We start from the raw sequence: 21,477 nt of genomic DNA, 5'->3' as shown, positions 1-21,477 counted from the left end.
GCAGGGGCGATCTAGAGCGGCGCGGCCGCCCTCGCCGCGGCCTGGCCGCCGATCAGGGAAAGAGCGGCCAATGCCGCGAGAGCCTTCATGCGCCTGTCGTTCCTCCCTTCGTCAGAATTGTAACGCGCGGCCTCGCCAAACCCTGCATGGGACTAGCTCGGCTCGATGCGGAAAATCTCGCCGCCCAAATCGACGATATAGACGTTGCCTGCCTGATCGACGCCGAACGCCGCGATCGTGTCGATCGTTCCCGCATTGGAGGCGAAGCTCGCGTTGCGCAGGGTGAACTGGTCGCTCGGCAGGGTCGCCCCGAGCGCGATGCGCGCGATCGGGAAGGACCAGAGATTGCCGGTGATGAAGTCCGCGAAGAGATATTGGCCACGCAGCGCCTCGACCGGGCCGCGATAGACCACGCCGCCCGTCACCGACCGGCCCTCGCGCGGGCCGCTGCCGTGGGAATATTCGGCGACCGGCGGAGTCAGTCCGGGCTGCGGTGCGCCAGCGAAATTGGCGGTGCCTTCGAGGATGTTCCAGCCGAAATTGGCGCCGCCATTGGCCGGCGTCATCAAATCGATCTCCTCGCGCGCGCCCTGGCCGACATCGCCGATCCACAGATTCTGGGTGAGCGGATCGAAGCTCGCCCGGAACGGGTTCCTGAGGCCGTAGGCCCAGATTTCCGGCGCCCCGCCGCCCCCGGCGAACGGGTTGCTCGTGGGGATCGCATAATCGCGCAGCGGATCGGCGGGGAAGGCGTCCAGCGCGACGTTGATCCGCAGGATCTTGCCGAGCAGGGAGTTGCGGTTCTGGCCGTTGCCATTGGGATCGCCAGCGCCACCGCCGTCGCCGGTGCCGAGATAGAGGAAGCCGTCCGGCCCGAAATCGAGCCACCCGCCATTGTGGTTGGCAAAGCCCGGATGAAGGATGGAAATGATAACGTCGGCGGTCGCGGGATTGCCGAGGTCGCGATTGGCGGCCGCGGTGCGGTAGCGGCGGACCTCGATATTGCCCTGCAAATTGGTCAGGAAGACGTAGAAATTGCCCGTCGCGGCGAAATCGGGTGCGGTGGTGAAGCCGAGCAGGCCGCGCTCGCCGTCGGTCGTGGTCTCGCCCTGGATGTCGAGGAAGGGTGTCGCCGCGATCGTTCCCGTGTTCGGATTGAGGATTCGGATGCGGCCGATCCGCTCGACCACGAACACCCGGCCCGAGCCGTCGGGAACAGGCGCGAGGTAGAGCGGCTGGCTGAAGCCGGTGGCGACCCGCGTCACCCGGAAGCCGTCCGGGCCGACATTGGTGACGTTGACGGTAAGCGCGAGCGTCACGCTTGTCGTGCCGTCGCTGACCTGGAGCGTGACCTGATAGGCATTGTTGCCGTCGGCGTCGGTCGGGAATTCGAAGTCCGGCGGCGCGGTGAAGGAGAGCGCGCCGCCGGCGGTGATCGCGAAGCGGGCCTGATCGGCTCCGCCGGCGAGGCTGAAGGTGAGCGGATTGCCGTCCGGGTCGGTCGCGGTCGCGGTATAGATCGTCCCGGTACTGTTTTCCGCGACGTTGACGTTCGCCGCGGAGGTGAAGGCGGGCGGCGCGTTTCCGGCCGGAGGCGGCGGGTTGCCGCTACCTCCGCCGCCGCTGCTGCAGGCGACGAGCAGGGCCAAGGCAAGGAGTGTCGGAATGCCGCGATTCATCTCGCCCTCCCCGGAGAAACGGGCTCGTTCTGCTGGCGAAACGCTCGTTTGCGCCATTGGGTCCGCATGGTAGATCGCTTTCATGGTTAAGCCCGAAGACATGACCTATGGCGACTATCTCGCGCTCGGGCCCTTGCTCGGCGCGCAGCACCCGGTCTCGGATCATCATGACGAATTGCTCTTCATCATCATCCACCAGACCAAGGAACTTTGGCTCAAGCAGACCATTCACGAGCTCAGGCTCGCTCGCGAGCTGATCCGCGCCGACCAGCTGATCGAGGTTCATAAGAACCTGTCGCGGGTGTCGCGCATCCAGGCGGTGATGACGCTCTCCTGGGACGTGCTCGCGACGCTCACGCCGACCGATTATCTCACCTTCCGCGGCGTGCTCGGCTCGTCGAGCGGCTTCCAGTCCGCGCAGTTCCGCGAGGTCGAATTTCTTCTGGGGTTGAAGGAAGGCACGCATCTCGACCGGCATCCGGAGGGCTCGGCGGCGCGCGTGGCGCTCGCCGACGCGCTCGCGGGGCCGAGCCTGTGGGACGAGGCCAATGCGGCGCTGGCGCGGGGAGGGTTCGATCTGCCCGCCGAGGCGCTGGAGCGGGACTGGAGCCGGCCGTACGAACCCCGTCCGGAGGTCGAGGCGGCCTGGGCCGAGGTCTATCGCGATACCGGGCGATGGTGGCGCTTCTACCAGCTCGCCGAAAAGCTCGTCGACATCGACGACGCCTTCGCCACCTGGCGGCACAAGCATGTCATCACGGTCGAGCGGGTGATCGGCTTCAAGCGCGGCACCGGCGGAACCGCGGGGGTCAAATATCTCCAGTCGACCCTGACCAAGCGCGCCTTTCCGGAGCTGTGGACGCTCAGGACACAGCTCTAAAACGTTTCTTCCTCGTAGATCCGGCTGACGTCTCCGCCCCATTCGCCATGGTAGCGTTCGAGCAATCGCTCGGCGGGCGTGCGCCCCGAGGCGAGGATCTCGCGCAGAGGATCGAGGAACCCCGTTTCGTTGTCGCCCGACGAGTTGAGCCACCCGCGCGCCCTCAGGCCAGCATCGGCGATGGCAAGCACGCGCTGGCCGAGCTCGAGCAGGGTCTCGCCCACCGGCGTGGTCGCCTGAAGCCCCAGCTTGGGGACCGAATCGCGCAGCAGCTGGCGCTCCTCGATCGACCAGTGCTTCACTTCATCCCACGCCGCCGCGAGCGCGGCATCGTCGTAAAGCAGCCCGACCCAGAACGCGGGGAGCGCGCAAATCCGGCTCCACGGGCCGCCGTCGGCGCCGCGCATCTCGAGGAAGCTCTTGAGCCGGACCTCGGGAAAGATGGTGGAGAGGTGATCGGTGAAGTCGGACACCAGCGGCATCTCGCCCGGCAGGCCCGGGAGACGGCCGGCAAGGAAATCGCGGAAGGACTGGCCGGCGACGTCGACATATTTGCCGTCGCGGAAGACGAAATACATCGGCACGTCGAGCGCGTAATCGAGATAGCGCTCGTAGCCGAAGCCCTCCTCGAAAACGAAGGGGAGCATGCCGGTACGGTCCGGATCGGTGTCGGACCAGATGTGGCTGCGGAAGGAGAGGAAGCGGTTCGGCCGGCCTTCGGTGAAGGGGGAATTGGCGAAGAGCGCGGTGGCGAGCGGCTGGAGGGCCAGGCCGACCTGGAACTTGCGCGCCATGTCGGCTTCCGAGGAATAGTCGAGATTGGTCTGGATGGTACAGGTGCGCAGCATCATGTCGAGGCCGAGGCCGCCGACTTTCGGCATGTAATCGAGCATGATCCGGTAACGGCCCTTGGGCATGACCGGGAGAACCGAGCGCGTCTTGTCCGGCCACATGCCGAGGCCGAGGAAGCAGAGGCCAAGCTTCTCGCCGACCGCCTTGCACTGGGTGAGGTGCGTCCCGGCCTCGGCGCAGGTCTGGTGGAGATGCTCGCGCGGCGCGCCGGAGAGCTCGAGCTGGCCGGCCGGCTCAAGGCTGATCGCGCCGTCCGGCCCGGTCAGCGCGATCGTCTTGCCGCCCTCGATCACGGGCGCCCAGCCATAGTCGGTGAGCGCTTCGAGCAGGTCGCGAATTCCGCCGGGCTCGTCATAAGAGGGCGCGCCGTGGTCGCGGCAGCGGAAGACGAACTTCTCGTGCTCGGTGCCGATCCGCCAGTCCGCCTTGGGCTTCTCGCCGTTGTCGAAGACCGCGAGCAGATCCTCGCGGCTCTCCACTCTCTTGTCGCCGGGGGCGGTCTCGGTGCGCGTCGTCATGGTTGGCCGGCTCTAGCCGCTCGCTCGACAGCCGGAAAGCCTCCGGCTACGAGCTTTTCGAGCGAGGGTGATCAACAGCGGTTATGACGATGCGGGTCCAGATGAACGCGGCCGTTCGCGGATGAGCAAGATCACGCCAGTGATCCTCTCGGGCGGGTCGGGAACGCGGCTGTGGCCGGTTTCACGTGCGGCGCGCCCCAAGCAGCTCCAGCCGATCGTCGGCACCGAGACGATGCTGCAGGCGACCGCGCGGCGCGTCGCCGATCGCGAGAGGTTCGGCGCGCCGATCGCGGTCGCAAATGCCGACCATGCCGACGAAGTCGAGGCGCAACTGGCGGCAGTTTCCGCGGCGCCCTCCGCGCTGATTCTGGAGCCGGTCGGCAGGAACACGGCGCCGGCGATCGCGCTCGCCGCGCTCGAGGCGGAGGCCGGGGCGCTGCTGCTGGTGCTGCCGAGCGACCATTTGATCGCCGACCAAGCTGCGTTCGCCGAAGCCATTGCGACCGCCGCGCCACTCGCCGCCGAGGGCTGGCTCGTCACCTTCGGCATCCGTCCGGACCGCGCCGAGACCGGTTACGGCTATATCAGGCGCGGCGACGAGATAGCGCCGGGCGCCTTCGCCGCCGAACGCTTCGTCGAGAAGCCCGACCGGGCGACCGCCGAAGCCTATCTGGCCGACGGCGGCTACGACTGGAACGGCGGCATCTTCCTGTTCCGCGCCGGCCGCTATCTGAAGAGCTGGCGCGCCACGCCCCCGATATCCTGGAGTCGGCGAGGACCTCCTGCGAAGGCGCACGTCGCGAGTGCGATCGGGTTTATCCTCGCGCCGAAGCGTTCGCCGCCGCGCGGGCGCAATCGATCGACTATGCGGTGATGGAGCCGGCGGAGAAGATCGCGGTCGTACCCGTCGCGATGGGCTGGTCCGACGTCGGCAGCTGGGACGCGCTCTACGATATCGTGCCGTGCGACGTTGCGGGCAATGTGACGGTCGGCGAGGTGCTGGCGATCGACAGCGACAATTGCCTGCTGCGCAGCGACGGTCCCCTGGTCGCCGCAGTGGGCGTCAGCGACCTCATCGTGGTCGCGACCGACGAGGTCGTGCTGATCCTCCCGCGCGGCGAGAGCCAGCGCGTGAAGGAGATCGTCGACGCGCTCAACGAGAAGCGCGCTCGCTATCGCTGAAGCAGCGTTTCGCGCACGTCAGCACCCGGATAGGCGGCCAGCAGGTCCAGCGGCGCCGCGCTGGCTAGATTTGCCATCCCGTCGACCCGCCAGACCGAGCCGGGCTCCAGTGACTGGCAATCCAGCTCACCCTCGGCGCTGAGCGGAACCAACACCAGTTGGCCGTCGGCCGACTCAACCTCCGCCTCGCCCGAAAAAGTCCAGCGCTCGACGACGAAGTTGCCGCCTGCGTGCAGAATCTCGCGGCCGGGTCCGGTCTCCCGGGGCACGAAGGACCGCTGCCATGGCACCGGATCGGCGGCGGCGATGCCGGCGTCGAGATGCAGCTCGCGCGGGCGGCCATAATCGTAAAGCCGGTAGGTGACATCGAGATTCTGCTGGATCTCGACCAGCGACAGGCCCGGCCCGATCGCGTGGACAGTGCCGGACGGCGAATAGAAGAAGTCGCCGGCGCGGACCGGGCGCCAGTCGATCAACTCTTCGATGCTGCCGTCGAGCGCTGCCGCGCGAAGCGTTTCCTTCGAAGCCACTTCTTTCAACCCAATGCCGATCACGGCATCCGGCTCGGCATCTAGCACCAGCCAGGCCTCGTCCTTGCCGCGCGGAAATCCGATCGCTCTCGCGCCCTTGTCGTCAGGATGGACCTGGATCGAGAGCCTTTCCGAGGTGAATAGATATTTGACGAGCAGCTCGGCCGGGCAGTCTTCATCCTCCACGAACCAAATCTCGCCGATCGGCGCTCCGGTGGAGGGTTGAGTCTCTGCCCAGTTGGGAAGCGCGTCGCGCCCCCAGACGCGCTCTTCATAGCGGTGCTCTAATCGCCTCGAATTCATGCTCGCTCGCTCGACAGCCGGGGTAGACACGGGCTAGGGAGTTTCGAAGGGAGCGGTCAAGGCGGTTGATGAATATGCGGGTCCATTTGATCGCTGCCGCCCGCCCCAATTTCATGAAGGTCGCGCCGCTCTGGCACGCGCTGAGGGCGGCGGAGGATTTCACGCCGGTGCTGGTCCATACCGGCCAGCATTACGATGCGAACATGTCGGGCGACGTGCTCGCCGATCTCGGCCTGCCCGAGCCCGACCATCATCTCGGCGTGGGCGGCGGCAGCCATGCCGAGCAGACCGGGCGGGTGATGATCGCCTATGAGAAGATAGCCGAAGCCGAGCGGCCCGACTGGATCGTCGTCGTCGGCGACGTCAATTCGACGCTGGCGGCCGCCTTGGTCGGCGCCAAGCTACGCATCCCTGTCGTCCATCTCGAAGCGGGGCTGCGTAGCCGCGACCGCGATATGCCCGAGGAGATCAACCGGCTCGCGACCGATGTCGTCGCGGACGTGCTCTGGACGCCCTCTCCGGATGCCGACGCCAACCTCATCGCCGAGGGAATTCCGCCTGCGCGCATCACCCGGGTCGGCAATATCATGCTCGACAGCTTCGAGATGGTGCGGTCGCGGATCGAGGCGGAAGGCGTTCCGGAAGGGCTGGGACTCGGCGGCCAACCTTTTGCCATTGTCACCCTGCACCGGCCGAGCAATGTCGACCGCTCTGGTCCGCTGACTGGTCTCGTCGACGCATTGGTCGCGGTGCAGATGAAGCTGCCGATCGTTTTTCCCGTCCATCCCCGCACCGCCGGGAGGCTCGACGAATTCGGCCTGCGCGATCGGCTTGTCGACGCGGGAGTCAGGCTGATCGAACCGCTCCCCTATATCCGCTTCATGTGTCTTGTGCGTGGTGCCGCGGTGGCGATCACCGACAGCGGCGGTATCCAGGAAGAGACCACCTATCTCGGCATCCCCTGCCTGACCCTACGTGAGAACACCGAGCGGCCAATCACGGTTGAGCAGGGCACGAACCGACTCGTGCGCGCGGACACGCTCGTGGGCGAGCTTGAGCGTGCTCTGGTGGGTACGGTTGCGCCCGTGCGGCCCGAATATTGGGATGGACGAACATCCCTACGCTGTGTCCAGGATTTGCGCGTGCGTGCTGTGAATCTGAAGTAGACGGGTCTCGCATCCGCCTTCAGGTGGGCAATCTTCTAGCGGCGAGCATATCCAACCTAAGGGCGGACATCACTTACGGATCAGCCGACAGCGAGGGCACAACCCAACTGGCCAGCCTCACAGGACTGAGCATCGATTCCCCCGGCTCACCGGCTCAATAGAGAGTGGATCGCGGCGCAATTTCACCGTGAACATCGCCGGGGTTCCCCGACGAGCACTAGGCTATGTGAGGATCGCTGTTGTTGGCGTAACGAAGATCAGCATGTCGGGCCAGCCTTATTAAAGGTCACTCACGTATATAGGCCCCTTCGATTAGACTTACCTACGCCGACCTTACTTGAGCTCTACAAGCAAATGCAGCGCGTGAACCGGCGCCGCCAACATCATGCTCGGCAGCTTCGAAATAGTGCGGTCGCGGATCGAGGCGGAAGGTATTGCCGGGACTGGGGCTCGCCGGCCAACCCTATGCCGTCATCGCTCTACGCCGGCCAAGCAATGTCGACCGTGTTGGGCCGCTTAGCCCACTCGTCGCGGCCTTGGTGGCTACGCAGGGCAGGCTGCCGATCGTCTTCACGTCCATCCCCGCGTCGCCGCAATGCTGGGCGAGTTCGGGCTGTATGAGCGCCTGATCGAGGCAGGGAGTGAGGCTAATCGATCCGCTCCCTTATATCCGTTTCATGAGCCTCGTGCTGGACGCTGCGGCGGCGATCATCGACAGCGGCGACATCCAGGAGGAAACCGCCTATCTCGGCATTCCCTGCCTGACGCTATGCGAGAATACGAGCCGGTGATCACCGTTGAACAGGGCGCCAACCGGTTTGTGCACGCCGACAACGTCTTGTCCGCGCTCCGAGAGGCCCTCGCGCGCGGCGGAGAGCCGGTGCGGCCCGGATATTGAGAGGGGCGGACGGGTGAGTGCTGTCGGGAACTTGCGCCGACGCACACAATGGGCCAAGTGCGCTAACTTGGTCACGATCATTCCGGTCATCTCTGTCGGGTGGCTCAGGAACGAGGCTTGGGCTGATCTCGCGTACATCGTGTCCGAAGCAATTGCACGCTATCGTCGGCGAAGAATCTAGCGATTCCAATCTTGACAGGCCCAATCTGCATGTTTCATGCGGTCAGCCTGCGGCCTGCTGTCCGTCTGCGTACGGTGAGCTGTGGGGCGGTGCCGAGGGTGATGAAGCTGGACATTGAGAATAGCCCTCGACATCGGATTCATGCCCGCTCGCACGGAAATTTTAATGAAAGACGAATATGCTTAAGATGATGTGTTTGTCTGGATATCATGATCGCGACCGGAAGCGGGTAAGGCATGATTTAAAGGGTTATGTGTCACCCTGTCGGCGGTACGGAACCCAGCTTATCAAAAGTCGTCTAGATGATCGCGCTGATTGCTGGCCATAGATTGCCTTGCGTCAGCACGATGCCATGAATTTGAGCAGCCGTCTGCCCCCACTGCTCCAAGCTTCACAATTAGGAAGTGCGGTGGGTAAAGGCAACGGAGGCCAGGTGGAGACTACCCCATCGTGACCATCTGCTGCCTTGTCCTTAGCGAGGATGTGAATCGTCGGTCAAGAGATTGAGCACGGCGGAACACGCCGACTAGGTGCTGATTGTGGGACACTCCATTTGCCGCAGTAAGCCGACAGTATGCCTAGTGATTGGGCCAACGCTCGAGACAATTCCATCGCAACTATTGAAGGCCGCGCGGCGTTGACGGAGATAAATTAATGATTGAGGACGTAAAGCCGCGTCTGATACGGGGCAAAATTGAAAGCATCGTCGTATTAGGGCTCGGCTACGTCGGGCTCCCGCTCGCGGTTGCCTTGGCTAGGAAATTCGACGTCGCCGGCCTGGACATCGATGCGGATCGGATATCCGAACTGCGGTGTCACCAAGACCGGACCAACGAAGTCGATGCTTCAACGCTCGCTCAGAGCACCTTGTTAGTGACCACTGACCCCGAGGAGTGTCGTAGCGCAAGCATTTATATTATAACCGTTCCAACACCGGTGGACAGTCGCAACCGGCCCGACTTGGGTCCAATTATCGCGGCATCCAAGACCGTTGGCCGGTTACTTGACCCACAGGCGCGCCCAGTGGTCGTCTACGAAAGCACAGTCTACCCCGGACTTACGGAGGAGGTCTGCGGGCCCATCCTCACGGAACAATCTGGTCTGATCTGCGGCCGGGACTTCTTTCTGGGTTACTCGCCGGAGCGCATCAATCCCGGCGATCGCCAACATACTATTGATCGCATTGTAAAGGTTGTCGCCGGCCAAGACGAGGCCACTATCAATCGCCTGGCCGCGATGTATGGTGCTATCACCAGCGGTGGTGTGTTTCGCGCAGCGTCGATCAAGGCGGCCGAGGCCGCTAAGGTGATCGAGAATGCACAACGTGATATCAACATCGCCTTTATCAATGAGATTACTCAAATCTTCGGGAAACTCGGCATCTCGGTCTGGGACGTGCTCGAGGCGGCCGGTACAAAATGGAATTTTTTGAGCTTCAAGCCGGGCTTAGTCGGCGGCCACTGCATCGGTGTGGACCCATATTACCTGAGTCACCTTGCTCAGGAACTTGGCCATGATCCGAAGGTAATCCTCGCTGGGCGCTCCACAAATGACGGCATGGGAGGCTGGATCGCGGAGTCTCTTCACGCCCACCGGGGATGTTCCGGCAGCGCGCTGGTGCTCGGTCTTACGTTTAAGGAGAACGTACCCGACCTGCGTAACAGCCGCGTTGTCGATGTGATCGACCGGCTCGGACAACTCGGGCATGAAGTGACCGTCCACGATCCTCGTGCCGATCCCGCCGAGGCCCGGGAGCGGTATGGCATCGCACTCGACTCAGATGCGCTGGCGCGACCCTATGACCTAGTACTCGTCGCGGTTCCGCATGCCGAATATGGGGCTATGGACGCTCAAGATGTCGGTCGCTTAGTGAACAAAGGAGGTTGCGTCGCCGATCTAAAGGGCATCTGGCGCACCATGGTCCTTGGCCCGAACGTTGATCGCTGGAGTCTCTAAAGTCAGCGCTGGAGCATAAGAATGCTAGGTAATGGGTGCCACAATTCGACGACCCGTAGGTAGCGGCCATAACAAGGGATTTGCCGGGAAGCATGCTCCAAGGTTCAAGCCAGACCCACGTGCATGGGCGGAGTATCCTACAGCGCCGTCGCGTCCAGTTATTGGGCGGAATTTTGTTGGCCGTAGCCCTGCCGCTTATGCTCAGAGCAGGCCTTTCTCCCGATCCCGCAACGTCGCCGATATGGATGTCAGCGATCGGCAACCTTACCGCGCTAGCGCTCGGTTTCTACATGTTCCGAAGCCTCACAATCTTTCCCGGCATCAAGGCGGGCTCATACATCTTGCCCGCATTCTCGATCAGTTACGGCCTCGTGCTGTTCGTATTTTGGGCCTTTCGGATTGACTATAGCCGCTTCCTGTTCCTCACGGGTTTCGCAGTCTGTTTAGCGTGGCACCTCCTGATCTTCTTCCTATCGCAGAGAGCGCAATCTCTGCGGATCGGTGTCGTGCCGTTCGGCGAAGTCGAATTACTGCAGAAGATCACGACAGTGGAATGGGTGCCGCTCACCAAGCCACGACTCGTGAAGAGGAAGTCGGTCGAAGCAATCGTAGCGGACTTCCAGTCGCACCTTCCCGACGAATGGGAGCGCTTTCTGGCCGACGCTGCATTGTCGGGGGTCACCGTCTATCACGTAAAACAATTGCGTGAGTCACTGACTGGCCGGGTACAGATCGACCATCTATCCGAGAATAATTTCGGCTCTCTCATTCCGGCGTTGATGTACGTCAAACTCAAGCGCGCGGTGGACCTCGCTTGCGCGCTCCCTGCAGCGATCCTGCTCACGCCTGCTTTGCTGATGATAGGCTTGTTGATTCGGATGGATTCGCCTGGACCGGCGCTGTTCCGGCAGCGTCGCGTAGGCGCAGGCGGCGCGTCGTTTCAGGTCATTAAGTTCCGGACGATGAAGCACGATTCGTCCATCCGGTCCCCAGATGGAAATGCGCTGCGACACGCAATGACCCAGGAAAATGACTTGCGCATCACTAGACTTGGTCGCTTCCTGCGCCGATCGCGAATCGACGAATTACCGCAAGTCTTCAACATCATCATGGGGCAGATGAGCTGGATCGGACCCCGCCCCGAGGCCGAGGTTCTGTCCGAATGGTACGAATCCGAGCTCCCTTTCTATCGTTACCGTCACATTGTGAAGCCGGGCATCACTGGGTGGGCGCAGGTAAACCAGGGCCATGTCTCCGAGGTCGAAGATGTGTTTGGTAAGCTTCAATATGACTTTTATTACATCAAGAACTTCTCGCCTTGGCTCGACATCCTTATTGCAATGCGCACGATCGCTATCATCGCGACTGGTCGGGGGTCGCGTTGATTGGTATTGACCGGCGCAGTGACGTCGCGGCCATATCACCCGTAGATTTCTGTGTTTCCTGCGGTTATTGGACGGCATCGTCTCATTCGAAGGGCTCCACACTGCATGCTTCCATGGGCCATAGCCGGCGCGGCTAGCTTAGGGAACGCGAGTCCGCGGATTCATTGAAGGAAATTGGATGACTGGGGTAACGCACGAGGTCGGCGTGGTCGGCTTGGGATATGTCGGCTTGACGCTTGCCACTGCATTCGCTGACGTGGGCCTCAAGGTGCTGGGACTAGAAAAGCGTTCGCAGGTGGCGCGCTTGATTCGTAGCGGTAAGCCTCACTTCCGTGAGAGTGGCCTCGAAGAAATCATGCGCGGAGTGATCGAGGACGGTCGCCTCGAAGTTCGCGAGGACTTCGAACCGACTGACTGCTGCGGTATCTATATAATCACAGTCGGGACACCGCTCGGGGCGGATGGCACCACACGGCTCGACATGATCACTAGCGCCGCCCACCAGGTCGCCCGCTCGATGCCGGACGGAGCCTTAGTGGCGCTACGTTCGACGGTAAAGATCGGCACGAGCCGTAACGTTGTGGCACCAATTCTCGCTGCATCCGGAAAACGGTTCCAGATAGCCATGTGTCCCGAGCGCACGATCGAAGGCCAGGCGATGGAGGAGCTTCGGCATCTTCCGCAGATCATCGGTGCTGACGATCAAGCAACGCGTGAACGCGCGTCGCGACTCTTCTCTCGCCTGACGGCGCAGGTGCTCCCAGTATCCTCGCTGGAAACGGCCGAGATGATCAAGCTCGCCGACAACACGTATAGGGACCTTCAATTCGCCTTCGCCAACGAGATTGCGCGCCTCTGCGACGCGGTCGGCACTAGCGCGCGCGAGGTAATCTCAACTGGAAAGATGGGGTATTCACGCACCAACATCGCGTTTCCCGGCCTCGTCGGCGGGCCGTGTTTGGAGAAGGATCCTCATATTCTCCGGCAGAGCGCTCTCGAGCACGGGATCGATCTGGAGATCACCGCGGCCGCCCGCGCCGTCAACGAGCGCCAACCAAGTGAATGCACGGATTTCATCTGCGACGAAATGGATCGTCGCGGGCTTCCCGCCGACGCAGTCATTGCCGTTCTCGGACTCGCCTTCAAAGGGTTGCCCGAGACTGACGATCTGCGCGGCTCGATGGCGCTCCACGTATTGCGGGCGCTCAAGGCGCGGCGCCCCGAAGCACCGCTCCGCCTGTTCGACCCGGTCGTCAGCCGGCAAGATCTGGATGCTCTCGACATTGGGCAGGTATGCGAAAATGCGATAGTGGCATTATCTGGCGCAAGCGCCGCGGTCATCACCAACAACCATCCGCTGTTTGCAACCATGGGATTTTCGGCGATGACCCGCCATTTGGGCCCCCAGGGGTTCGTCTACGATTTCTGGAATCATTATAGCGATAGCGAGCCCGACGAACGGGCACCTTCCTATTTCGCGGTTGGCGGCCTGAGGAGGGCGCCGCAATGAAGAAAGTTGTCGTAACTGGCGGTGGTGGATTCATCGGGGCCTATCTGGCGCGCCGGTTGCTGCAGGATGGCTGGAGCGTGACCGTTGTCGACAATCTCGCTCGAGGGCGGGTGGCCCGACTGGCCGACGTGATCGCTGAAATCGATTGGCAGCAAATCGATGTACGCGACATCGATTCGATGGTCTCTGCCGCTAAGGGAGCTGAGGTCATCTTCCATCTCGCCGCCGTGAACGGCACGGAGAATTTCTACAACCACCCCGACCTGGTCCTAGATGTCGGCATCCGGGGCGCGATCACGGCCATCGAAGCTGCCGCCCGCTGCGGCGTGCCGGATGTGGTCATGGCTTCATCAGCGGAGGTTTATCAGACGCCACCGGTCGTCCCCACGGACGAGATGGTTCCTCTGATGCTGCCGGACTCGCTCAACCCACGTTACTCCTACGGCGGCTCTAAGATCATCACCGAGCTGGTGGCGTTCAACTATCACCGCGAGGCCTTCCGCAAGGTCCAGATATTCCGCCCTCACAATGTCTATGGCCCCGACATGGGATGGAAGCATGTCCTGCCACAATTCATCATGCGAGCGATCGACGCGGTCCGGGCCCCTACCACTAGCGACATCCCTTTTCCGATTCAGGGCGATGGCCTGGAGACGCGCGCCTTTTGCTACGTCGACGATCTGGTGGACGGTCTCTTGCTCATGCAGAGGCAGGGCGAGCATCGGAACATTTACCATATCGGCAATCCCGAAATTGTGACGATCGCTGAGACGGTCCGGCTTCTTGGCAAGATTTTCGGTCGGGATTTTGTCATTATTCCCAGCGCCGCGGCCGAGGGGGGAACCCGTGTGCGGTGCCCCAGCATAGATAAGATGGCCGCGCTCGGATACGCGCCAAAAATCTCGCTTTTGGAAGGGCTGCGACGCACGAGCGCATGGTATCTGGCTAATGAAAGACCTGCGCTAGAAGGCAGCTTGCTGTAATATGGGAATATCGACGAATAGAATCGGGCGCTGCCCGCAAGAGGGTGGTAAGCGAGTCTTAGCCCTTGTGACGGACGCCTATGGCGGATATGGGGGTGTCGCAGCCTACAACCGGGATGTCGTATCTTCACTTTGTGATGATGCGACGATTGCCGAAGTCGTGGTTGTCCCTCGGAAGATCTTTCAGACCGTGTCCGGTGTTCCAGCCAAGGTACAGTTCAAGCGAGACGCAGCCCGCGGACCCGGCGCATTCTTTCACACCGCGCTCCGCCAGGGTCTACGTGCAAAGTTCGATCTAATCTATTGTGGTCATATCAATCTGGTTCCAGTCGCTTGGCTGTTGTCGAAAATGATGGGTGCGCCTTGGGCACTTTGCCTGTACGGCCTCGAAGGCTGGTCTCGCACCGGCCGCCGGATGGTGGACCCGTTGGCCGGTCGTGCCGACCATTATGTGGCGCTTAGCCAACTGACGCTCGATCGTTTCCGCAAGGTGTGGCCGGTGGATCCTGCGCGCTGTTCGATCGTACGCAACGCGATCCACCGCGCACAGTTTGGCGTCGCTCCCAAGAATCCCGCGCTCGAAAAGCGCTATAGGATCGAGGGTAAGAAGGTGCTGATGACGTTCGGGCGCCTGGATCCGACCGAGCAGGCGAAGGGTTTCGACCGTATCATTGAGCTGCTCCCCAACATCCGGAGAAACGTCCCTAACATAGCCTATCTGATTTGCGGCGACGGCGGCGACCGCCAGCGCCTCGACGAGCTGGCGGACTTGAAGGGCGTCCGCGACATCGTGGTCTTCGCCGGAATGATCGAGGAGAGCGAACAGGCGGACCACTATCGGCTCGCCGATCTCTACGTCATGCCGAGCAAGTTCGAAGGCTTCGGCTTTGTCTTCCTCGAGGCGATGGCATGCGGGATTCCCGTCGTCGCGAGCACGATCGACGGCGGGCGCGAAGCCGTGCGTGAGGGTGAGATCGGCCAGATGGTCGATCCCTTCAATTCGGCCGAGCTCGAGCAGGCGATCTATCGTGGTCTTGACAAGCCACGCGAAATCCCCGCTGGGCTCAGCTATTTCGATTACGCCAATTTCCGCGACCGCCTGCAAGGCGCCCTATTCCCGCTAATGACGGTGGGCAGGGCCTATTAGGGAAGCTTCCTGCCGATCGAGAACAACATCAATCCGCGGGCCCGGGCCAAGCGCTCCTGCGTCCGCACAGGTATGATCTTGAGGAAAGGGCGACGCAGTCGGCGCGGTAAGGGGACCGCATCAGCGTCTTGACCATAGAATGCGATCTCGATGTTGTCGAAGAAAATCGAGAGCAGGTCGCGCCAGCTGTCGCGTGTATAATAACGCGCGGTGAAGCCGTCGGAATCTCGCCAGAGCTGATCGTCGAGCGATCGTCCGCGCCAGAAGCCGAACATGTAGCGTCGCATCATCGTCACATAGGCTTGCATGCCTTCGAGATTGTAGACCATCAGGCGCACTTCGCCGTCCGGCTTCATAACCCGATTGATCTCCCTAAGTACGCGCCCCGTGCGAGCGCTGTGATGGATCACCCCCCAAGACCAGACCAAGTCGAACTCGGCGTCCGGCAGGTCGAGATGCTCTGCGTCCATCTGGCGCACGTCGCCCTTCAGGCCTTTAAGGTCGAGGCGCTTTTGCGTGGAGGATACCGACGTTGGGGAAATGTCGACCGAGGTTACGTTTGCGCCGGCGCGAAGGAGTAGCTCGCTATGGAACCCCATTCCGCAGCCGATCTCAAGGACGCGCGCGCCCTTCAGATGCTCCAGATCCATCAACTCGACGAACGGGTTCGGAGTGCCGTTGAACAGGCGGGCGGCGTGGAGAAAGCGACGGTCGATATCGTCATACCATTCGAGCGAAAATCGCTCGAACGCCGACTTCTCCTTCCAGTCGTAGCTCATCGTGTTCTCGGTCCACCAGCGGCGATTGCCCGCCTGTCTGTTGGGCGCTGCAAGTTCCACGGAGCCGTGATCGTCGGTCATTGACGTCCCCAGGTTCGCCTGTCGTGTGGCGGGTTTGAATTCTCGCTGCTCTTTCTGCATTGACCCGATTAGTGCAAGAGGAAAAACATCGCCAAATCGTCGACGGCCGATCCTAGCGCATTGGATTTGAACGTGAAGCGGGCTCTTATCTGTGGAATTTCCGGACAGGACGGCGCCTATCTCGCCCAATCCCTTCTTGCGAAAGGCTATCGCGTCGTCGGTACGACGCGCGGAATTCCTCGAGCGGGGTCTGACAGGTTGAGGCAGCTCGAGATTGATGAGACGGTCGCACTCGAACAGGTTGACCCGGTGAGCAGGGGCGGCATCGACAAGGTTCTTGCCGACACCCTTCCTGACGAAATCTATTATCTGGCCGCTCAAAGTTCGGTGTGGCGCTCCTTTGCGAGCCCGGTGGAGACGTTTGAGGCGTCCGCCATTGGTCTCATGCATCTCCTCGAAGCGGCACGGAGGCATGCGCCTCGTGCCCGAATCTTTTTCGCGGCTTCGGGCGACTGCTTTGGCGAGACGCCGAAGTGGGCGCCGGCGACCGAGACGAGTCCGTTCCGACCGCGCAGCCCCTATGCCACCGCCAAATGTGCCGGTCATCACGCGCTCGTCGTCTCGCGACTGGCTTATGGACAGTTCGCCTGTTCGGGCTTCCTCTTTACGCATGAGTCACCCCTTCGGTCGGAGGACTTTGCCCTCGGCAAAGTCGTCGCGACCGCCCGCCGCATCGTGGCCGGCTCGAATGAAAGGCTGACGCTGGGAAGTGTGGAGGTCGTTCGGGATTGGGGATGGGCGCCAGACTATGTGGAGGCAATGTGGCGGATGCTGCAGGGGGACGTACCCGAGGACTTCGTCATCGCGACGGGGCGCAGCCACCGGCTGGCGGAGCTGGTCGAGCGAGTCTTTGCCGCTTGCGGCCTCGATTGGACCCAGCACGTAGATGCGGGCGAGACACCGTTGCGACCAACCGACATCGCCGATCAGCACGCCGATCCCTCCTACGCCGAAAAGAAGCTCGGCTGGATAGCGCAGACCGACATCGACCTGATGGCACGCCTGCTGGTGCAATAGCGACACCGGCTTTGCACGGTGATCCCTATCTACTCGATCCGAGCGCACACACGGCGATTGCTCGAAAACGGGGGGCTGGGCAGAACATCAAGGCAAGCACCCTAACCTCGGGGAGACGGGAATGGCCGAGGCGCGCTATGAGACGATTCTTCCCATCGAATGCGCTGTTATTTAGTCATAGGCCGTAAAGCTGGAGCCTCGACACTGGGTCTACGCGGCCGAAACTTTCGGCATCGGGTCTACGAACCGGCGCAACCACAGCTCGACGGCCATGAGCGCTAGCAGCGTATAGCTTCCATCGATGGATCCTTGCAACGTCGCGGACTTCAGACGCTCCACTCCGTCCGGATCGAAGAGTGATCGGCTCGCCACCGCTCGGCTATCGAGCAGCTGCTCCATCATCGGCCGCAGGCTGGTTCCCAGCATCGCCCGAAGGGGTAGCCCGAAGCCCGATTTCGGGCGATAGATGATTTGACGGGGAAGATAAGGCTCCATCGCCTTACGGAGAATCCATTTGGTCTGGCCGCGGCGCATCTTCGCGCGCGGCGGCAGCGACGCCGCCCAGGCGACGAGATCGGGGTCCAGAAACGGAACGCGGATCTCCACCCCCGCGGCCATCCCCGCCTTGTCCGTATAGTTAAGATTGTGATCGGGGAGGAAAAACCTCTGGTCCAAGCGCAGGGCGCGTTCGACGGCCGACAAGTTGGAAAGCGGCTCGATCGCCTCAATCAGAGGCGCGCGCACTGCGGCCACGCTGCCGGATGACGAGCCAGCGAGGAGATTCGATACGTCCTCGGCAGGGAGCCACTCGAACAGACGAACGACCCGCTCATTCCCGTCCGCATGAATCGTTTCTAAGAGCTTCGTCACGCGCCGTAAAGCGGGGGTATTGCCAAAGAGCTGTCGTGCAGTGCGCTGTATCGTTCGTCGAACGCTCGCCGGCAGTCCCGACCAGAGAGGATCCAGGGCGGCCGCTTGGTGGCGTCGATAGCCGGTGAAAAGGTCGTCGCCGCCCGTGCCGCTCAGCAACACTTTGATGCCATTCTGCCTCGCTAGCCCGGCAATGTGAAAGGTATTGAGCGCGGCAGGATCTGCTTCGGGCTCATCTAGTTGATAAACTAGCCGCTCGAACTCGTCGGTGCCAAAGCGATCGACCCGGATCTCGTTCAGCTCGACCCCGAGATGGGAGGCGGCCTGCTGCGCATAGGGTAGGTCCGCCACGATCTCGCCGCCCCCGGCATCGCCATAGTCAATGGTGAAGCATTGCAGCTTGTTCCCTGCTGCCCTCGCCATCGCGACGAGGGCACTGGAATCAAGCCCGCCCGACAGGAAGGCGCCGACTTCCACATCTGCAATCAATTGGCGCTCAACCGCCGTTTGCAGCGCCCGCTGGGTACCGAGGATCAGATCGTGGTCCGACGCCGACCGGGGCCGAGGGAGAGGAAGCGAATAGAAGCGGCCTGATTCACGGCCTCGCTTGCGGGAAACCCTGAGCCACGTCCCGGGATCGAGCTTCTTGACGGCCTGCAACATGGTGCGTTCGCCGGCGGTCCAGAGATAGGTCAAATAGGAAAGCGCTGCCACTCGATCGAGTGTACGATCGAGGTCGGGCAGCGCGAGAAGCGCCTTCATCTCGCTTGCAAAGATGAAGCCGGACGGTGTGTCGCAGTAATAGAGCGGTTTGACACCCATTCCGTCTCTGGCGACCAGCAGCGAACGTTCTCTTCCATCCCAAATAGCGAGCGCAAAAATGCCGTTCAGGCGTTCAAATGAAGCCGGGCCATCGCGCGAATATAGCTCGAGAATGACCTCGGTGTCTGAACGACCGCGAAAGGCGGCTCCGCGTCCGATCAACTCTTCGCGCAGCTCCGGATAATTGTAGATTTCGCCATTATAACTAATCGTATAGCGTCCCGACGCATCCGCCATCGGCTGGTGGCCGGCCGGTGAGAGGTCAATAATCGAAAGGCGCCGATGGGCGATCCCGATTCCCGCATCCGTGTCGGTAAAAAAGCCCTCGTCGTCCGGGCCGCGATGCGCGATCAAGTTCGCCATGCCGCAAAGGATGTCCGGCGTGTAACTTGCGAGATATCCGGCAATCCCACACATTTAAGACTAGCTCCAACCAAGCTGTGCGGTCTTGCTATGATCCGTAATTATAGTCGTAGCCGTAACCGTAACCGTAACCCGCGCTTTGTTGATCGAACTTGGTAAGTACCGCCCCGGCGATCGGCGCGTGAACGGTGAGCAGCCTGTTTAAGGCATGTCGCGCTTGGGTGGCCCGCACGCTGCCCGCTTGGAGAACGAAGACAGTCGCCTCGACCGAGCGCGCCAGCAACGGGGCATCGGCGAGGCCAAGGACGGGGGGACCGTCGACAACGACGTGATCGAATTGCTCGCCAGCCGCAATAAGCAGATCCTTCATCCCGGTGCCGGCAAGCAACTCGGCCGGGTTGGGAGGGATGGGGCCGGCGGGCAGCGCATAGAGATTGGGAACTCCTGTCTCCCGGGCGAGTTTCATCAGTTCCCCATCGCCAGTTAGAAGGTTGCTGAGCCCCCCTTGGTTAGAGAGGCCCATCAATTTGTGGAGAGACGGATTGCGCATGTCGGCGTCGACGATGAGAACGCGGCTGCCGACACGTGCGATCCCGAGTGCTAGGGCGTAGGCGGACGTCGATTTCCCTTCCGACGGCTGTGTGCTAGTTAACAGCAGTGATCTGGGCAACCCATGAGCGGTAGAGAATTGGAGCCCGGTGAGCACGGAGCGATAGGCTTCAGATATAATCGCCTTCGAATCGCCGAGCATCTCCCGAACGTCCGCATCCTTTCCGAACTTCGGAACCGTTCCCAAAAGTGCGAGGCCCAGTTTGTTCTCAAAGTCCGCCGGAGCGATGGTCGCCTCGTCGAGCTGCTCGAGAACGAGCGCTGCTCCGCCACCGAGCACCATGCCGATCAACAAGGATACGAGCAGATTTAACGGGACGTTCGGTCGGAACGGTCCCCCGGGTACGATTGCGGGATCTACGATCGACACATTATTTGATCCAACGCCGGCGATCCCGATTTCCTTGTAGCGTTGCAGCAGAGCGTCATAGAGGGCTCGGTTCGTATCGACTTCACGCTGATAGATATTGTACTGGATGCTGCGTCGCCTCAGGCCAATCACCTCGCCCTTCAGCTCGTTTACCCGGCCAGAAAGCTCACGCTCCGCTTGCTGGGCCTGGCGAAACTGGGCTTGGAGATTTTGCTCCACGCTACGATGAACCCGTGACGTTTCGGCCGCAATCTGGCGGTCTAGCTCGCGAACCTGAGCCGATTTCACGAGCACGGTCGGATAGTCCGGGCCGCGAATACTAAGTTCGCTTTGATAATCCGCGCTCGCCGTCGCGCGCTGTTGGCGCAGGGTGTTGAGCGCCGGATTGGCCAGCGCGTCCGCCTGTGCAGCCCCATTCGCCGCCTGACGAAATCGCGCTTCCGCTGCGATGCGCGCCGCCTGAGCTTCGCTCAGCGCGAGGTTTACCGCCGCTAGGTTGGCCGCCACCAGCGATTGCTCTTGCGCCGGCGCTTGGGGATCGCGTGAGCTCGGTGCAATATTGATGATTTCCTGTTGTGCAGCATAATTGACCGCCTGGCGCTCCGATTGTTCGAGCCGCTGACGCATCTGGCTCAGCCGTCCTTCGAGGAATTGGCGCGCATAAGCAGAAGCCCCGAACCGGCGCGCCAAATTCTGCTCGATGTAATTCTCCGCCAATGAGTTCGCGATATCGGCCGCCATTTGTGGGTTTGGCGAGACGAATCTAACATTGACGACGCTCGACAGGCGCACCGGGATGATCTGGACATTTCCCATGACGCGGGCAACCGCCATCGCCTCACGCTGCTGTAGCGAAAAATTCGCGATCTCGCTGTCGGCTTCGTTCGTGAAGTCAGTTAGGAAAGCTATGTTGTGAGCGAGCCGGAGGTCCCGCACGACCATCTCCGCGAGCGAACGGCTGCGAAGCAGGGCATATTGGGTCTGGTAGAATTCCTGATCAGCGCCGGGCCTCGGCTGGACCTCCTCGACGTTAATGATCCTGTCCGCTTGGCGAGCGATTTCGACTGTCACTGTCGCGGAGTATAGCCTCTGGGACAGCATCGCACTGGTTAGGCCGATCAGAGCGCTGATAATCACAACAGCAAGGATCACCCAGCGGCGCTTTAGTAATACACGCCAATAGTGCCGAATTATCGATTCAGTCGGCTCCCCATGGCCTAGCAAACCTTCCCTGGCGTCGGGCCGGACGCCTTCGACGAAATCGTCGTGGCCAGCGTCACGACCCCGTGGGCTGTCCGCAAGGTTTGTTGCCAGGTCGTTCACACGGTCCTCAAAT

At 61.8% G+C, this 21,477-nt stretch carries 15 protein-coding genes and 1 pseudogene; 10 read left to right on the top strand and 6 right to left on the bottom strand.

The genetic code is table 11. The features are described from left to right. Positions 1–152: 152 nt before the first annotated feature. Positions 153–1,679, bottom strand: a complete 1,527-nt coding sequence (locus tag ACT4N8_RS14370; protein WP_444858799.1) for a PQQ-dependent sugar dehydrogenase — start codon at positions 1,677–1,679, stop codon at positions 153–155. An 82-nt stretch (positions 1,680–1,761) separates the two neighbouring features. Here ACT4N8_RS14370 and ACT4N8_RS14365 point away from each other — a divergent pair, with 82 nt between their 5' ends. Further along, the gene (locus ACT4N8_RS14365; protein ID WP_444858798.1) at positions 1,762–2,559 is read left to right on the top strand and encodes a tryptophan 2,3-dioxygenase; all 798 of its coding nucleotides are present in this window, start codon (positions 1,762–1,764) and stop codon (positions 2,557–2,559) included. Here the strand turns inward: ACT4N8_RS14365 and ACT4N8_RS14360 are convergent. Further along, positions 2,556–3,929, bottom strand: coding sequence for a glutamate--cysteine ligase (locus ACT4N8_RS14360; protein WP_444858797.1), 1,374 nt, complete (start codon positions 3,927–3,929; stop codon positions 2,556–2,558). The genes ACT4N8_RS14365 and ACT4N8_RS14360 overlap by 4 nt on opposite strands. A gap of 121 nt (positions 3,930–4,050) precedes the next feature. On the opposite strand from ACT4N8_RS14360, the pseudogene ACT4N8_RS14355 reads away from it, so the two are divergent. Further along, positions 4,051–5,111 (top strand): annotated as a pseudogene (locus tag ACT4N8_RS14355) (mannose-1-phosphate guanylyltransferase/mannose-6-phosphate isomerase). On the opposite strand, the gene ACT4N8_RS14350 reads toward ACT4N8_RS14355, so the two are convergent. Beyond that, positions 5,102–5,944: a class I mannose-6-phosphate isomerase gene (locus tag ACT4N8_RS14350; protein ID WP_444858796.1), complete on the bottom strand. Its 843-nt coding sequence runs from the start codon at positions 5,942–5,944 to the stop codon at positions 5,102–5,104. The pseudogene ACT4N8_RS14355 and the gene ACT4N8_RS14350 overlap by 10 nt on opposite strands. A 68-nt stretch (positions 5,945–6,012) precedes the next feature. On the opposite strand from ACT4N8_RS14350, the gene wecB reads away from it, so the two are divergent. The 7 genes from wecB to ACT4N8_RS14315 all read left to right on the top strand — a co-directional run bounded on the left by wecB (position 6,013) and on the right by ACT4N8_RS14315 (position 15,170). Then, positions 6,013–7,110: a non-hydrolyzing UDP-N-acetylglucosamine 2-epimerase gene (gene wecB, locus ACT4N8_RS14345; protein WP_444858795.1), complete on the top strand. Its 1,098-nt coding sequence runs from the start codon at positions 6,013–6,015 to the stop codon at positions 7,108–7,110. A 641-nt stretch (positions 7,111–7,751) separates the two neighbouring features. Beyond that, positions 7,752–7,901: a UDP-N-acetylglucosamine 2-epimerase gene (locus ACT4N8_RS14340; protein WP_444858794.1), complete on the top strand. Its 150-nt coding sequence runs from the start codon at positions 7,752–7,754 to the stop codon at positions 7,899–7,901. Between the two features lie 942 nt (positions 7,902–8,843). Further along, positions 8,844–10,145: a nucleotide sugar dehydrogenase gene (locus ACT4N8_RS14335; RefSeq protein WP_444858793.1), complete on the top strand. Its 1,302-nt coding sequence runs from the start codon at positions 8,844–8,846 to the stop codon at positions 10,143–10,145. A gap of 176 nt (positions 10,146–10,321) precedes the next feature. Continuing rightward, positions 10,322–11,530 carry a sugar transferase gene (locus ACT4N8_RS14330; RefSeq protein ID WP_444858792.1) on the top strand — a complete coding sequence of 403 codons (1,209 nt, stop codon included), beginning with the start codon at positions 10,322–10,324 and terminating at the stop codon, positions 11,528–11,530. A 178-nt stretch (positions 11,531–11,708) separates the two neighbouring features. After that, entirely contained in the window at positions 11,709–13,040 is a 1,332-nt protein-coding gene (locus ACT4N8_RS14325; protein ID WP_444858791.1) for a nucleotide sugar dehydrogenase, read from the top strand. Continuing rightward, complete coding sequence (locus ACT4N8_RS14320) at positions 13,037–14,023, top strand: NAD-dependent epimerase/dehydratase family protein (protein WP_444858790.1); 987 nt, start codon at positions 13,037–13,039, stop codon at positions 14,021–14,023. Before ACT4N8_RS14325 ends, ACT4N8_RS14320 begins: the two co-directional genes overlap by 4 nt. Positions 14,024–14,090: 67 nt before the next feature. Further along, positions 14,091–15,170: a glycosyltransferase family 4 protein gene (locus ACT4N8_RS14315; RefSeq protein ID WP_444858789.1), complete on the top strand. Its 1,080-nt coding sequence runs from the start codon at positions 14,091–14,093 to the stop codon at positions 15,168–15,170. Here ACT4N8_RS14315 and ACT4N8_RS14310 read toward each other — a convergent pair. Then, complete coding sequence (locus ACT4N8_RS14310; protein ID WP_444858788.1) at positions 15,167–16,030, bottom strand: class I SAM-dependent methyltransferase; 864 nt, start codon at positions 16,028–16,030, stop codon at positions 15,167–15,169. The two genes, ACT4N8_RS14315 and ACT4N8_RS14310, sit on opposite strands and share 4 nt — an antisense overlap. 132 nt (positions 16,031–16,162) lie before the next feature. Between ACT4N8_RS14310 and ACT4N8_RS14305 the strand changes: the two genes are divergently transcribed. Next, positions 16,163–17,107 (top strand): GDP-mannose 4,6-dehydratase, encoded by a 945-nt coding sequence (locus ACT4N8_RS14305; protein ID WP_444858787.1) that lies wholly within the window; start codon positions 16,163–16,165, stop codon positions 17,105–17,107. 210 nt (positions 17,108–17,317) lie between these two features. Here the strand turns inward: ACT4N8_RS14305 and asnB are convergent, their stop codons facing one another. Both asnB and ACT4N8_RS14295 read right to left on the bottom strand, forming a co-directional pair. Further along, positions 17,318–19,216 (bottom strand): asparagine synthase (glutamine-hydrolyzing), encoded by a 1,899-nt coding sequence (asnB, locus tag ACT4N8_RS14300; protein ID WP_444858786.1) that lies wholly within the window; start codon positions 19,214–19,216, stop codon positions 17,318–17,320. Positions 19,217–19,250: 34 nt separating this feature from the next. After that, positions 19,251–21,464 carry a GumC family protein gene (locus ACT4N8_RS14295; protein WP_444858785.1) on the bottom strand — a complete coding sequence of 738 codons (2,214 nt, stop codon included), beginning with the start codon at positions 21,462–21,464 and terminating at the stop codon, positions 19,251–19,253. Positions 21,465–21,477 lie beyond the last annotated feature (13 nt).

Origin of the sequence: Sphingosinicella sp. (genome assembly GCF_052387495.1) — a bacterium.
GTDB lineage: Bacteria > Pseudomonadota > Alphaproteobacteria > Sphingomonadales > Sphingomonadaceae > Allosphingosinicella.
This window is presented reverse-complemented; position numbering and strand designations above follow the sequence as displayed.

What these genes read in the sequence shown, in the direction of transcription:
- ACT4N8_RS14370 (WP_444858799.1), bottom strand. Translation starts at nt 1,679, where the DNA reads ATGAATCGCGGCATTCCGACACTCCTTGCCTTGGCCCTGCTCGTCGCC.
- ACT4N8_RS14365 (WP_444858798.1), top strand. Translation starts at nt 1,762, where the DNA reads ATGGTTAAGCCCGAAGACATGACCTATGGCGACTATCTCGCGCTCGGG.
- ACT4N8_RS14360 (WP_444858797.1), bottom strand. Translation starts at nt 3,929, where the DNA reads ATGACGACGCGCACCGAGACCGCCCCCGGCGACAAGAGAGTGGAGAGC.
- ACT4N8_RS14350 (WP_444858796.1), bottom strand. Translation starts at nt 5,944, where the DNA reads ATGAATTCGAGGCGATTAGAGCACCGCTATGAAGAGCGCGTCTGGGGG.
- wecB (WP_444858795.1), top strand. Translation starts at nt 6,013, where the DNA reads ATGAATATGCGGGTCCATTTGATCGCTGCCGCCCGCCCCAATTTCATG.
- ACT4N8_RS14335 (WP_444858793.1), top strand. Translation starts at nt 8,844, where the DNA reads ATGATTGAGGACGTAAAGCCGCGTCTGATACGGGGCAAAATTGAAAGC.
- ACT4N8_RS14325 (WP_444858791.1), top strand. Translation starts at nt 11,709, where the DNA reads ATGACTGGGGTAACGCACGAGGTCGGCGTGGTCGGCTTGGGATATGTC.
- ACT4N8_RS14320 (WP_444858790.1), top strand. Translation starts at nt 13,037, where the DNA reads ATGAAGAAAGTTGTCGTAACTGGCGGTGGTGGATTCATCGGGGCCTAT.
- ACT4N8_RS14310 (WP_444858788.1), bottom strand. Translation starts at nt 16,030, where the DNA reads ATGACCGACGATCACGGCTCCGTGGAACTTGCAGCGCCCAACAGACAG.
- asnB (WP_444858786.1), bottom strand. Translation starts at nt 19,216, where the DNA reads ATGTGTGGGATTGCCGGATATCTCGCAAGTTACACGCCGGACATCCTT.